General features: G+C 60.1%; 12 protein-coding genes. 4 read left to right on the top strand and 8 right to left on the bottom strand.

Annotated features, from left to right (window positions below):
- Nucleotides 1-12: 12 nt before the first annotated feature.
- The 7 genes from ispC to rpsB all read right to left on the bottom strand — a co-directional run bounded on the left by ispC (nt 13) and on the right by rpsB (nt 6,117).
- Complete coding sequence (gene ispC, locus AC1IN8_RS08375) at nt 13-1,209, bottom strand: 1-deoxy-D-xylulose-5-phosphate reductoisomerase (protein ID WP_479758603.1); 1,197 nt, start codon at nt 1,207-1,209, stop codon at nt 13-15.
- Entirely contained in the window at nt 1,209-2,066 is an 858-nt protein-coding gene (locus tag AC1IN8_RS08370; protein WP_041206258.1) for a phosphatidate cytidylyltransferase, read from the bottom strand. Before AC1IN8_RS08370 ends, ispC begins: the two co-directional genes overlap by 1 nt.
- Nucleotides 2,067-2,093: 27 nt before the next feature.
- Nucleotides 2,094-2,870 carry a polyprenyl diphosphate synthase gene (gene uppS, locus AC1IN8_RS08365; protein ID WP_139436553.1) on the bottom strand — a complete coding sequence of 259 codons (777 nt, stop codon included), beginning with the start codon at nt 2,868-2,870 and terminating at the stop codon, nt 2,094-2,096.
- 72 nt (nt 2,871-2,942) lie between these two features.
- On the bottom strand, nt 2,943-3,500 hold the full coding sequence (frr, locus tag AC1IN8_RS08360; protein ID WP_139436556.1) for a ribosome recycling factor: 558 nt from the start codon (nt 3,498-3,500) through the stop codon (nt 2,943-2,945).
- A gap of 96 nt (nt 3,501-3,596) precedes the next feature.
- Nucleotides 3,597-4,331, bottom strand: coding sequence for a UMP kinase (gene pyrH, locus AC1IN8_RS08355; RefSeq protein WP_025327915.1), 735 nt, complete (start codon nt 4,329-4,331; stop codon nt 3,597-3,599).
- Between the two features lie 71 nt (nt 4,332-4,402).
- Nucleotides 4,403-5,284, bottom strand: a complete 882-nt coding sequence (tsf, locus tag AC1IN8_RS08350; RefSeq protein WP_139436558.1) for a translation elongation factor Ts — start codon at nt 5,282-5,284, stop codon at nt 4,403-4,405.
- Nucleotides 5,285-5,388: 104 nt separating this feature from the next.
- On the bottom strand, nt 5,389-6,117 hold the full coding sequence (gene rpsB / locus AC1IN8_RS08345) for a 30S ribosomal protein S2 (protein WP_025327917.1): 729 nt from the start codon (nt 6,115-6,117) through the stop codon (nt 5,389-5,391).
- A 358-nt stretch (nt 6,118-6,475) separates the two neighbouring features.
- Between rpsB and map the strand changes: the two genes are divergently transcribed.
- The 4 genes from map to AC1IN8_RS08325 all read left to right on the top strand — a co-directional run bounded on the left by map (nt 6,476) and on the right by AC1IN8_RS08325 (nt 11,596).
- Nucleotides 6,476-7,264, top strand: coding sequence for a type I methionyl aminopeptidase (map, locus tag AC1IN8_RS08340; RefSeq protein WP_139436560.1), 789 nt, complete (start codon nt 6,476-6,478; stop codon nt 7,262-7,264).
- Nucleotides 7,265-7,350: 86 nt separating this feature from the next.
- The gene (gene glnD / locus AC1IN8_RS08335) at nt 7,351-9,996 is read left to right on the top strand and encodes a bifunctional uridylyltransferase/uridylyl-removing protein GlnD (protein WP_139436562.1); all 2,646 of its coding nucleotides are present in this window, start codon (nt 7,351-7,353) and stop codon (nt 9,994-9,996) included.
- A gap of 176 nt (nt 9,997-10,172) precedes the next feature.
- On the top strand, nt 10,173-11,000 hold the full coding sequence (gene dapD, locus AC1IN8_RS08330; RefSeq protein WP_005330795.1) for a 2,3,4,5-tetrahydropyridine-2,6-dicarboxylate N-succinyltransferase: 828 nt from the start codon (nt 10,173-10,175) through the stop codon (nt 10,998-11,000).
- A 212-nt stretch (nt 11,001-11,212) separates the two neighbouring features.
- Nucleotides 11,213-11,596, top strand: a complete 384-nt coding sequence (locus tag AC1IN8_RS08325) for a DUF3461 family protein (protein WP_479758602.1) — start codon at nt 11,213-11,215, stop codon at nt 11,594-11,596.
- Between the two features lie 175 nt (nt 11,597-11,771).
- Here the strand turns inward: AC1IN8_RS08325 and ptsG are convergent, their stop codons facing one another.
- Nucleotides 11,772-13,202, bottom strand: coding sequence for a PTS glucose transporter subunit IIBC (gene ptsG / locus AC1IN8_RS08320; RefSeq protein ID WP_139436569.1), 1,431 nt, complete (start codon nt 13,200-13,202; stop codon nt 11,772-11,774).
- Nucleotides 13,203-13,278: the final 76 nt, after the last annotated feature.

Here is a 13,278-nt window from a genome sequence, read left to right as displayed (position 1 = left end):
ACCACAGTCCGTTCATCGAGCAAGTTCCTCTATCAGTTGCTGGGCACGGGCACGGGCCCTGCCATCCAGCGCAATCAGATCCTCCAGCGAACCTGCGGCACTGGTGCCCAGTGTCGTCATGATGGATTCGTTGACTCTGGCAATATCCATAAATCCAATGCGCTCTGCAAGAAAAGCCGCGACGGCCTCCTCGTTGGCGGCATTGAGAGAGGTGGTCGCCGCCTGCCCTTGCTGGCAGGCCGCCATGGCCAGTGCCAGGCAGGGATAACGGGCGTAATCGGGGCGGATAAAGCTGAACTCTCCGACACTGAAGAAATCCAAAGGTTCCACGCCGGACTCAATCCTGGCCGGGTAGGCCAGGGCGTGGGCGATGGGGGTACACATGTCCGGGTTGCCGAGCTGGGCCAGCACTGAACCGTCCTTGTACTGCACCATGGAGTGGATCACCGACTGGGGGTGGATCACCACCTGGATCTGCTCCGGGAGGGCGTTGAACAGCCAGCGCGCCTCTATGTATTCCAACCCCTTGTTGATCATGGTGGCGGAGTCCACCGAGATCTTGGCCCCCATGGACCAGTTGGGGTGCGCCACCGCCTGGGCCGGCGTGACCCTGGCCAGCTCGTCGATGTCGGTATAGCGGAAGGGGCCGCCTGAGCCGGTCAGCAGTATCTTGCTGATGCCAGCCCCTGCCAGATCGCAGAAGCCAGGCTCGCGCTGGATCGCCTCGGGCAGGCACTGGAAGATCGCATTGTGTTCGCTGTCGATGGGCAACAGCTCGGCGCCGTGATGGCGCACCGCCTCCATGAAGAAGGCGCCGGACATCACCAGTGCCTCCTTGTTGGCCAGCAGGATCCGCTTGCCTGCACGCACGGCGGCCATGGTGGGAGCCAGACCCGCCGCACCGACGATGGCTGCCATGACGCTGTGGGTATCAGGGTGAGCGGCCACTTCGCACAGGGCAGCCTGGCCACAGAGCACCCGGGTGGGGCAGCCGTGGGTCTTGAGCCGGCCAGCCAGATCGCTGGCGGCCTTCTCATCCACCATGACGGCGAAACGGGGGGAGAATTCGAGACAGTCCCGCACCATGGCGTCCACGCTGCGAGCCGCGGTCAGCGCCAGCACCTGCCAGCGCCCCGGATTCTGCCGCAGCACTTTCAGGGTGCTCTGACCGATGGAGCCCGAGGCTCCCAGAATGACCAGATTGCGCATCAGAACTCCTGACCGAGCAGCAGATAGCTGAGCAGGAAGACGGGCAGCGCCGCCGTCAGGCTGTCGATGCGATCGAGGATGCCGCCGTGGCCCGGCAGCAGGGTACCGGAATCCTTGATGCCGGCCTCCCGCTTGAACATGCTTTCCGTCAAGTCGCCGAGCACGGACGCCAGCACCGCCAGCAGGGAGCAGAGCAGCACGACTCCCATCTTGGCCGGCACGAAGCCCATGAACCAGGTCACGCCTATGGCCAGCACGCTGGCGGTAAAGAGGCCGCCCAGCATGCCCTCTATGGTTTTACCCGGGCTGACGGCCGGGGCCAGCTTGTGCTTGCCGAACGCCTTGCCGAAAAAATACGCGCCAGAATCTGCCGCCCAGACCAGGCCCATCACGAACAGCAGGATCCAGGCCCCCATCATGGGGTCGTGATAGAAGTTGTACCCACGGATGGCCACCAGGGACCAGAAGAAGGGCACCAGGGTCACCAGACCGAACAGGGACTTGAGCCAGACGGATTCCTTCCACAGCCTGGCGCTCCTGGGGTAACGCAGCACCAGCAGCAATCCGAGCAGCCACCAGCTGATGGCGGTCCAGAGCACCCCCATCACCAGCGGATGCAGCTGGGGGATCCAGAGTTGTTCTACGGGCACCCAGAACAGGCTGGCACCGAGCAACAGGCAGAACACCAGCGGCAACCATTGTTGCGGCTGGGCAGAGACGAAGGCGCTCCACTCACGGCTGGCCAGCAGAAAGACCAGGGCAGCGAGCAGGGCAAAGAATTTCAATGGCAGGAAAAACAGTGCCCCCAACACCAGGGGTACTAACAGTAATGCGGTAATAATTCGTTGTTTTAGCAAAAGAAACCTCTCTCTTGGGAGCGGGGTTTAGCCGGTCTGTTGCGCGGCGATCAATTCCCGTATCTGTTCACCCGTACACCCGAAGCGACGCTCGCGAGCAACGAAGGAGGCAACTGCCCCGCTGAACTCGGCCTCGTCAAAGTCGGGCCACAAGACCGGGGTAAAATAGAGCTCGGCATAAGCAAGCTGCCATAACACAAAATTGCTGATGCGATGATCCCCGCCGGTGCGGATCAGCAGATCCACCGGAGGCAGGTCGGCCATGCAGACCTGACGTGCCAGTGCCTCTTCATCGACCGCCTCTGCATCCAGCTCGCCCGCTGCCACGGCGCGAGCCAGCTTGCGGGCCGCCTGGGCTATGTCCCACTGACCGCCATAGTTGGCGGCGATGTTGAGGGTCAGTCCCTGGTTGCCGGCGGTCAGGGCCTCGGCCTTGGCGATCTTGGCCTGCAGCCGTTCACTGAAACGGGCGGTATCGCCGATCACCTTGAGCCGGATGCCATTGCTGTGCAACTTGTTCACCTCGCGGCCAAGCACCGTCATGAACAGCTCCATCAGGGCATTGACCTCCCCTTCCGGGCGGCGCCAGTTCTCACTGGAGAACGCGAACAGGGTCAGCGCCTCCATCTTGGCACGGGCGGCAAAGGCCACGGCCTCACGCACGGATTTCACGCCCGCCTTGTGGCCAGAGACCCGCATCTTGCCACGGTTCTGAGCCCAGCGACCATTGCCATCCATGATGATGGCGACGTGACGAGGCAAGGACGAGCTGGCGCTATCGCCTAGCGCTGCCAAAAGCGACATTCATTTCTCCCACAAAGACAAAAGCGCCGTGCAGGGGCACTACACGGCGCTCGTAATATACCTGTCGGAGGCTTAGATTTCCATTAGCTCCTTTTCCTTCGCGGCCAGGGCTTCATCCACCAGCTTGACGAAGGCGTCGGTCAGTTTCTGGATCTCTTCCTGGGCACGACGGTCGTCATCCTCGGAGATCTCCTTGTCCTTCAGCAGCGCCTTCAGGTCTGCGTTGGCATCGCGACGGATGTTGCGCACGGCAACCCGGGCGCCTTCGGCCTCGGCACGGACGATCTTGGTCAGATCGCGGCGACGCTCTTCGGTCAGCGGGGGCAGCGGCACACGCAGGGTCTGGCCGTTGCTGGACGGGTTCAGGCCCAGATCGGAGGTCAGGATGGCTTTTTCCACCGCCTGGATCATGGAGCGATCGAAGATGGAGATGGACAGGGTGCGGGCATCTTCTGCCACTACGTTAGCCAACTGTTTCAGAGGAGTGGCGGCACCGTAATACTCCACCTGGATACCGTCGAGCAGGCTCGGGTGAGCGCGGCCGGTACGGATCTTGGACATCTGGGTCTTGAGCGATTCTACGCTCTTGGCCATGCGGTCCTTGGCGTCGTTTTTAATCTCGTTGATCACAGTGGTTTTCCTTTTGGCGAACGAGCCGGCATGCGGCCCGTATCTATCTTGTTTACTGGCGTAATGGACAAGCGCGCCAGGCGGCTCAGGCTTGTCTTACTTGCTGACGTGGTGGATCAGGGTACCTTCCGGCTCACCCATGATAACCCGACGCAAGGCGCCCGGTTTGTTCATGTTGAACACCCGGATCGGCAGATCGTGGTCGCGGGCCAGGGTAAAAGCAGCAAGATCCATCACTTTGAGTTCTTTTTCAAGGACTTCATCATAACTCAGTTCTTGATAGAGCACTGCATCCGGGTTCTTGACCGGATCATCGGTGAACACACCATCGACCTTGGTAGCCTTGAGCACCACGTCGGCTTCGATCTCAATGCCGCGCAGGCAGGCTGCGGAGTCGGTGGTGAAGAAGGGGTTGCCGGTACCGGCGGAGAAGATCACCACCTTGCCGGCGCGCAGCTGGCTGATGGCCTCGGCCCAGCTGTAGGAATCGCAGACACCCTGCAGGGAGATGGCAGACATCAGACGGGCGTTCACATAAGCACGATGCAGGGCATCACGCATGGCCAGGCCGTTCATGACGGTCGCCAGCATGCCCATGTGGTCACCCACCACGCGGTTCATGCCCGCCTTGGCAAGACCGGCACCACGGAACAGGTTGCCGCCGCCAATGACCAGACCGACCTGAACACCCAGCTCAACCAGCTCTTTGATCTCTTGGGCCATCCGCTCCAGCACCGCTGGATCAATGCCAAAACCCTCGGATCCTTGCAGGGCTTCACCACTCAACTTCAGAAGAACACGTCTGTATGCAGGCTTGGGATTGGTACTCATGTCACTGATTCCTGGTCATATAAAGACCGCGACATAAGTCGCGGTCTGGGGAAACGGAAAAACCGGTTCGATTAGGCCTTCTGAGCGGCCGCGATCTGGGCTGCAACTTCAGCCGCGAAATCGGTCTCTTGCTTCTCGATGCCTTCGCCCACTTCGAAACGGGTGAAGGAGACAACGTCAGCGCCTTCTTTCTTCAGCAGCTCGGCCACGGTGATGGACGGGTCCTTCACGAAGGGTTGACCAGTCAGGGAAACCTCACCGGTGAACTTCTTCATGCGGCCTTCAACCATCTTCTCGGCGATCTCTTTCGGCTTGCCGGAGTTGATGGCGATGTCGATCTGGATTTCGCGCTCTTTGGCAACGACTTCAGCAGACACATCTTCAGGCTTGACGAACTGCGGGCTGTTGGCAGCGACGTGCATGGCCAGATCTTTGGCCAGGTCGGCAGTACCGCCGGTCAGCTTGGTGATAACACCGATACGGGAACCGTGTACGTAGGTACCCAGGTTATCACCTTCAACCAGCATCACGCGACGCAGGTTCATGTTCTCACCGATCTTGGCGATCAGGTTGGTGATGGTCAGCTCAACGGACTCACCGTTACCGAAATCGGCGGCCTTCAGGGCGTCGATGTCGGCAATTTTCTGGGTCGCGGCGATGTCGGCGATCTTCTGGCCCATGGCCATGAAGCTGGCGTCTTTGGCGACGAAGTCGGTTTCGCTGTTCAGCTCGATCATGACGGCAACGTTGCCTTCGGTGCGAGCAAAGATCACGCCTTCAGCGGCGATACGGCCCGCTTTCTTGGCGGCCTTGGCCTGACCGGATTTGCGCATGTTCTCAATTGCCAGCTCGATGTCGCCAGCGGCTTCTTCCAGTGCTTTTTTGCAATCCATCATGCCAGCGGCGGTGCGCTCGCGCAGTTCTTTTACCAGGGCGGCAGTAACGTTAGCCATGTCCAGTATCCTCGGTCTTGAATTGACAAGAAACAGGGGCCACAAGGGCCCCTGCTAACCAATTACATCAGCTTGGTTAATAAGGGCTTTACAGTCCTTATCAATTACTCAGCTTCAACGAAGCCATCTTGTTCGGCTTGAACAACGATGTCCTGAGCGCGAGCTTCCAGTACGGTGTCAGCAGCAGCATTCAGGTACAGCTGTACGGCACGGATAGCGTCGTCGTTACCCGGGATGACATAGTCAACGCCGTCCGGGTTGGAGTTGGTATCAACGATGGAAACTACCGGGATACCCAGGTTATTGGCTTCTTTGATAGCGATGTGCTCGTGGTCGGCATCGACAACGAACAGAACGTCAGGCAGGCCGCCCATGTTCTTGATACCACCCAGGCTCTTCTCCAGCTTGTCCATTTCGCGAGTACGCATCAGCGCCTCTTTCTTGGTCAGCTTGTCGAAGGTACCGTCCTGGCTCTGGGTTTCCAGATCTTTCAGGCGCTTGATGGACTGACGAACGGTTTTCCAGTTGGTCAGCATGCCGCCCAGCCAGCGGTGGTTAACATAGAACTGGTCGCAACGCTCAGCGGCTTCTTTTACGGCTTCAGACGCGGCACGCTTGGTACCTACAAACAGGACCTTGCCCTTCTTGGCAGCTACGGAGCTGATGAAGTTCATGGCATCGTCAAACATCGGAACGGTTTTTTCCAGGTTGATGATGTGAACCTTGCTGCGGGCGCCGAAGATGTAGGACTTCATTTTCGGGTTCCAGTAACGAGTCTGGTGACCGAAGTGAACGCCGGCTTGCAGCATGTCGCGCATAGAAACTTTAGCCATTTTATACCTCTGTATTGGGGTTAGGCCTCCACACATCCCATGTAACCGACCCCAAAGGGGCACCCCGGTACAGGTGTCGATGTGTGTGTGTTATTGAGTAAGGGTGATGGAAGGGGGCACAAGTTCCCCATTCCGGCGCGCTTTATACCATAACTTTGGTCAGGACACCACCAGCTGGGGCGCTAAAAATGGATCCCGGCGAGGGCTGCGACCGCTGGATGACGTTGCGATGACGATCACACTGGAAGTAAACGGGGGTTGGGGATAAAATTTTGCCCTGATTGCAAACGCATCTATTTTTCATTACCTGATTGTTGGGCATCGGCAGGATGCGCAGTCAGGCCCCAAGAGAGATCCCATGTCCATTAAAATCAAGACACCGGAAGAGATTGAAAAGATGCGCATTGCCGGCCAGCTGGCCGCCGATGTGCTGGTCATGATCGCCCCCCATGTCAAGGCCGGCGTCACCACTGACGAGCTGAACACCCTGTGCCACAACCATATCGTCGAGGTACAGCAGGCCATCCCCGCCCCGCTCAACTATCACGGCTTCCCCAAGTCCATCTGCACCTCGGTCAATGATGTGATCTGCCACGGCATCCCCAATCACAAGAAGCTGCGGGAAGGGGACATCATCAACCTGGACATCACCGTCATCAAGGATGGCTACCACGGCGACACCTCCGCCATGTTCATCGTGGGCCAGACCACGCCCCTGCGTCGCCAGCTGTGCAAGGTGGCGCAAGAGAGCCTGTACGCCGCCATCAAGCGGGTGCGTCCCGGCATGTGCATCACCGAGATCGGCGCCGTGATCCAGCCCATCGTCGAGCAGGCCGGCTTCTCCGTGGTACGTGACTACTGCGGCCACGGCATCGGCAGCGAGTTCCACGAAGAGCCGCAGATCCTCCACTACCGCAATGGCGGCAAGCTGGAGCTCAAGCCGGGCATGTGCTTCACCATAGAGCCCATGGTCAACAGCAAGAAGTACCACTGCCGCATCAACCCCAAGGATGGCTGGACTGTCACCACCAAGGATGGCGGCGACTCCGCCCAGTGGGAACACACCCTGCTGGTCACCGAGGATGGCTGCGAGGTGCTCACCCTGCGCCCCGACGACACTATCGACCGCGTCATCAAACACAGCTAACATCGAACCCCGGCCCTGACCTCAAAAGCGCCGGGGTTTTTACTGCCCGTTCCAGCCGTTTGCCTGCCACTTGTGTGTGAGATGCCATGGATGCCAGTCTGCTTTCCCCCCACCTGTTACCCGACGACCAGCTCACCCGTGACAACTGCAAGGAGTATCTGAGCCGCTTCCTTGTCTGGCTGCACGAGCGCTTCGATGCCGGTGACAACATCATCGAACTGGTGGCCACCCGCTCCGAGTACATGGACGCGCTGCTGACCAGGCTCTGGCACAAGTTCGGCTTCGACAAGACCAGCCTGACCCTGATCGCGGTGGGGGGCTATGGCCGGGGCGAACTGCACCCCCACTCCGACATCGACCTGCTCATCCTCTATGAAGGGGACGAGCTGGACGAGGTGCTGGGGCTGCGCATCGGCGAGTTCATCACCCTCTTGTGGGATCTCAAGCTGGAGGTCGGGCAATCGGTGCGCAACGTGAGCGAGTGCATCGAGCAGGGCCGCAGCGACATCACTGTCGCCACCAACCTCATCGAGGCGCGCTACATCACCGGGCGCCAGGCGGGATTCGAACAGCTGCAGGCCGCCACCCAGCCCCAGCACTTCTGGCCGAGCGAGGCCTTCTTTCGCGCCAAGCGCGAGGAGCAGAGCCTGCGCCACCAGCAGTTTCTCGGCACCGCCTACAAGCTGGAGCCGGATCTCAAGAACAATCCCGGGGGCCTTCGCGACATCCAGACCCTGGCCTGGGTCGCCCGCCGCCACTTCGGCGCCACTACCCTGTTCGAGATGACCAGCCACGGTTTCCTCAACCGGGCCGAGTACCGCGAGCTGCTCGACTGTCAGAACTTCCTGTGGAAGGTGCGCTTCGCCCTGCACATGGCCATCAACAAGGGGGACAACCGCCTCTTGTTCGACCGCCAGCGCACCGTGGCCCAGATGCTGGGCTTCGAGGGGGAAGGCAACGGCCCGGTCGAGCAGATGATGAAACGCTTCTATCAGACGGTCAGACGGGTGGCCGAGCTCAACGAGATGCTGCTGCAGCTGTTTGACGAGGCCATCCTCGGCAACACCGCCATGGATGTCCGCCGCATCAGCGACGAGTTCCAGCTCCGTGGCCGCCTCATCGATGCGGTGGATTCCGAGCTGTTTGGCCGCGACCCCGCCGCCATACTGCGGCTCTTCTACCAGATAGCCCAGCACCCGGACATCGCCGGCATCCACTCCGCCACCCTGCGCCAGTTGCGGGAGGCCAGACGCACCCTCAGCTGCTGGCTGCAGGACCTGCCCGAATGCCGTCGCCTCTTCATGGCGTTGCTGCGCCACCCCAACGGCATCGGCCAGCCCCTCACCCTGATGCATAAGTACGGGATCCTCGCGGCCTATCTGCCCCAGTGGAACCTCATCGTCGGCCAGATGCAGTTCGACATGTTCCACGCCTACACGGTGGATGAGCACACCCATCGCCTACTCCAGAACATCCATCGCTTCCCGAACCCGGCCAGCCGCCAGACCCACCCGCTCTGCCACGAGGTGTTCGCCCAGCTGCGCAAGCCGGAGTTGCTCAGCATCGCCGCCCTGTTCCACGACATCGCCAAGGGACGGCGGGGAGATCACTCCGAACTCGGCGCCGTCGATGCGCTGGAGTTCTGCCAGTTGCACGGGCTGGATCGCTACGAGAGCCGCCTGGTGGCCTGGCTGGTGCGCCACCATCTGCTGATGTCGGTCACCGCCCAGCGCCGCGACATCTACGATCCCGAAGTGGTCACCGACTTCGCCCACAAGGTGCGCGACGAACTGCACCTGGATCTGCTCTATTGCCTGACCGTGGCCGATATCTGCGCCACCAACGACACCCTGTGGAACGACTGGAAGGGCACCCTGCTGCGGGAGCTCTACTTCGCCACCCAGAAGGCGCTGCGCCAGGGGCTGGAAAACCCGCCGGACATGCGGCTCAAGATCCGCGAGAACCAGCGTCAGGCCAGGCAGATCCTGGCCCAGCGCGAGGTGCCGGAGGAGGCCGTCAGCGCCCTCTGGAACGACTTCAAGGCCGACTATTTCCTGCGCCACAGCCCGGAGCAGATCGCCTGGCACTGCCGCAAGATCATCGCCCACGGCGACAATCCGGCCCCCCTGGTGCTCATCGGCAAGCACCCCATCCGGGGCGGCAGCGAGGTGTTCATCTATTGCCGCGACACCCCGAATCTGTTCGCCACCGTGGCCTCTGCGCTGGATCAGAAGAACCTCAACATCCACGACGCCCAGATCATGAATTCGCGCAACGACTACGTGCTGGACACCTTCATCGTGCTCGAACCCAATGGCGAACCCATCAGCCCCAACCGCACCGCCACCATCAAGAAGGCGCTGGAGAAGGCGTTGCAGGAGCCGGGCAAGCTGGTGCTGCGCAACAAGCCCCTGTCCAGGCGCCACCGCCAGTTCAGCGTGCCGACCCGGGTGGTCTTCTTGCCCCACAAGGGGGAGAGCCGCCACACCCTGCTGGAGCTGACCGCCCTGGATACCCCGGGCCTGCTGGCCCGCATCGGTGCCGTCTTCCAGCAGTGCGGCATCGAATTGCATGCCGCCAAGATCACCACCATAGGCGAGCGGGTGGAAGACTTCTTCAGCCTCACCACCCTGGCCGGCGAGCCGCTGAACCAGGCCGAACAGCAGGCGCTGGAGGAGCGGCTGGTCAATCAGCTCAACCCGCAGGAGCAGGGGGATGAAGAGGGGCGATAAGGCCCGGGCAAGGCTTCACAAGACACCGTTTACCGTTCTGATTTATCAATCAGAACAAGTGGTTGGGCCACTTAAGTACAATAAATCGCCTTTCTTTTGAAGAAATCGGCCAGAGCCCTTAAAAACGATTGGAAAAGTGTGATACAACAAACAGAATTTTTTAAAGGAAACCTGTCATGACCCAGTTGCAACAGACCATCGAAGCGGCCTTCGAGCGCCGTGATTCCATCACCCCCGGCTCCGTCGATGCCGCCACCAAGGCCGCCATCCTGGAGGCCATCGATCTGCTGGACTCCGGCAAGGCCCGGGTAGCCGAGAAGATTGCCGGTGAGTGGGTCGTCCACCAGTGGCTGAAGAAGGCCGTGCTGCTCTACTTCCGCATCAATGACAACGGCATCATCAAGGGCGACGACGCCCAGTACTACGACAAGGTTCCCCTCAAATTCTCCGACTACACCGCCGAGCAGTTCAAGGCGGCGGGCGTGCGCGTAGTGCCGCCGGCCACCGCTCGCAAGGGCTCCTTCATCGCCCCCAATACCGTGCTGATGCCCTCCTATGTCAACATCGGCGCCTTCGTCGATGAAGGCACCATGGTCGATACCTGGGCCACCGTGGGCTCCTGCGCCCAGATAGGCAAGAACGTGCATCTCTCCGGCGGCGTCGGCATCGGCGGCGTACTGGAGCCGCTGCAGGCCAACCCGACCATCATCGAGGACAACTGCTTCATCGGTGCCCGCTCCGAAGTGGTTGAAGGGGTGATCGTCGAGGAGGGCTCCGTCATCTCCATGGGCGTCTTCATCGGCCAGTCCACCCGCATCTACGACCGCGAAACCGGCGAGATCCACTATGGTCGCGTGCCAGCCGGTTCGGTGGTGGTCTCCGGCTCCCTGCCCTCCAAGTGCGGCAAGTACAGCCTGTATGCTGCCGTCATCGTCAAGAAGGTGGATGCCAAGACCCGCGCCAAGGTCGGTATCAACGCCCTGCTGCGTTCCATCGACGAGTAATCCGCGTTGCTGTGCATAAAAGGGCGCCTTATGGCGCCCTTTTTGATGGTGGTGAGCCAGCCACACTATTTTGGGTGGTCCTCATGCACGACCGAGCAGCGAAAAAAGGGATCTTTTGGGGCCCTGGTGATTTTGGCGCTCCTGTCACAGGCAAGCCACTGTGACTCGGTTAAGATAGATGGGTCAGGATCGTTTCAAACCGAGGAAGCCCGATGTACGAGAATCTGAAGAGCCTGGGGATCCAGGAGCCCACCTCAGTGGACAGCTATACCCTGCGCCAGGAGGCCAACCACGACATCCTCAAGATCTATTTCAAGAAGCAGAAGGGGGAGTTTTTCGCCAAGAGCGTCAAGTTCAAGTATCCCCGTCAGCGCAAGACCATGCTGATAGACTCGGGCACCCATGAGTACAAGGATGTCACCGAGATCAACGCCAACCTCAAGTACGTGGTGGATGAGCTGGATAACCTGACTCAGGGCGTACAGGTCGAGATCGATCAGGACATCAAGCAGAAAATCCTGCGCGACCTGCGCCATCTGGAAAAAGTGGTGCAGAACAAGATAAACGAGATAGAGCGGGATCTGGAAAAACTCTAGGCAGTTTCCCATCCTGCACAAGGCGCCATCAGGCGCCTTTTTTAATGCCGATCCACAGGGAAGCTGCCAACCCCCTCCCCCGGATCTGCTCAGCCCCGACCTGCAGGCTGACAAGCGCCCAGCAAAAAGGGAGGCTTGCGCCTCCCTTTTCGGAACTCTCGATGTCAGGCAACCATTAGTTGCTCTTCATCCAGATGTCCATCTCGGTTTTCAGGTTGTCGGACTTGGTACCGAAGATGGCCTGTACGCCGGAGCCAGCAACCACCACACCGGCGGCGCCCAGCTTCTTCAGACCAGCCTGGTCAACCTTGGCCACATCCTTCACGCCGACACGCAGACGTGTGATGCAGGCATCCAGGGAGGCGATGTTCTCTTTACCACCGAAGGCAGACACCAGGGCAGCAGACATCTCGTCTTTGCTTTGACCAACGGTCTCTTCGGCAGCTTCGTCTTCGCGACCCGGGGTTTTCAGGTTCATGGCACGGATCACCACGGTGAAGACCACGTAGTAGATGACGGCGTAGACCAGACCCAGACCGACCAGCAGCAGCATGTTGTCGGCACGGGGCGATTGCACCACGAAGTCGATGAAGCCGTTGGAGAAGGTGTGACCGTGTACGACACCCAGGGAGTTGGTCAGCACATAGGCCAGACCAGCCAGCAGGGCGTGAATCGCATACAGCACAGGCGCGACGAACAGGAAGGAGAACTCGATAGGCTCGGTGATACCGGTCAGGAAGGAGGTCAGGGCAGCGGAGGCCATGATACCAACAATCTTGGCACGGTTTTCCGGCTTGGCTGAGTGAGCGATGGCAAACGCGGCAGCAGGCAGACCGAACATCTTGAACAGGTAACCACCGGCCAGTTGACCGAAGCCGTTACCGGCAGCACGGGAAGCGTCATCAGCAGTCAGGAAGCAGGTCATGATGCCGTGTACGGTTTCGCCAGCGGCGTTGACACAGGTACCCGCCTGATAGAAGAAGGGAACGTTCCAGATGTGGTGCAGACCGAACGGGATCAGGGAGCGCTCAACCACGCCGTAGATACCGAAGGCCAGTACCGGGTTCTGGTTGGCAGCCCAGTCGGAGAAGGCACCGATGGCACCACCGATCGGCGGCCAGATGAAGGAGAGCACAACACCCAGGCCGATGGAGACGAAGCCGGTGATGATGGGCACGGCACGCTTACCGGCGAAGAAGCCAAGGTACTCGGGCAGCTGGATCTTGTAGAAACGGTTGAACGCCCAGGCAGCGACACCACCGGCGAGGATACCCCCCAGCACACCGGTATCTATGCTCTCGACGCCCATCACAGGTGCCATGACCTTCAGGGTCGCGACCATGATGCCGTAGCCGACGATGGCGGACAGACCGGATACACCGTCGTTATTGGTAAAGCCAAGTGCCACGCCGACGGCGAACAGCAGGGCCATCTGACCAAACACTGAACCACCGGCCTGCTCCATCAGCTGGGAGACAATTTCCGGCAACCAGCTGAAGTGAGCAGCGCCCACCCCCAGCAGAATACCTGCAACGGGCAAGACCGATACGGGCAGCATCAGCGCCTTACCGACCTTTTGCAGATTAGAGAAAGCATTTTTTAACATGTGTGCGCTCCTGAATGGATTTTTTTCCGTCAACGACTCAGTGCAGCTATAGATGACGACCTTCTTCATCTGACGT

The organism is Aeromonas sp. 130281, assembly GCF_056642115.1.
Note: the sequence above shows the minus strand (reverse complement) of the source record. Positions and strands in the feature narration are given on the sequence as shown.

What these genes read in the sequence shown, in the direction of transcription:
- ispC (WP_479758603.1), bottom strand. Translation starts at nt 1,209, where the DNA reads ATGCGCAATCTGGTCATTCTGGGAGCCTCGGGCTCCATCGGTCAGAGC.
- uppS (WP_139436553.1), bottom strand. Translation starts at nt 2,870, where the DNA reads ATGTCGCTTTTGGCAGCGCTAGGCGATAGCGCCAGCTCGTCCTTGCCT.
- pyrH (WP_025327915.1), bottom strand. Translation starts at nt 4,331, where the DNA reads ATGAGTACCAATCCCAAGCCTGCATACAGACGTGTTCTTCTGAAGTTG.
- tsf (WP_139436558.1), bottom strand. Translation starts at nt 5,284, where the DNA reads ATGGCTAACGTTACTGCCGCCCTGGTAAAAGAACTGCGCGAGCGCACC.
- rpsB (WP_025327917.1), bottom strand. Translation starts at nt 6,117, where the DNA reads ATGGCTAAAGTTTCTATGCGCGACATGCTGCAAGCCGGCGTTCACTTC.
- map (WP_139436560.1), top strand. Translation starts at nt 6,476, where the DNA reads ATGTCCATTAAAATCAAGACACCGGAAGAGATTGAAAAGATGCGCATT.
- glnD (WP_139436562.1), top strand. Translation starts at nt 7,351, where the DNA reads ATGGATGCCAGTCTGCTTTCCCCCCACCTGTTACCCGACGACCAGCTC.
- dapD (WP_005330795.1), top strand. Translation starts at nt 10,173, where the DNA reads ATGACCCAGTTGCAACAGACCATCGAAGCGGCCTTCGAGCGCCGTGAT.
- AC1IN8_RS08325 (WP_479758602.1), top strand. Translation starts at nt 11,213, where the DNA reads ATGTACGAGAATCTGAAGAGCCTGGGGATCCAGGAGCCCACCTCAGTG.
- ptsG (WP_139436569.1), bottom strand. Translation starts at nt 13,202, where the DNA reads ATGTTAAAAAATGCTTTCTCTAATCTGCAAAAGGTCGGTAAGGCGCTG.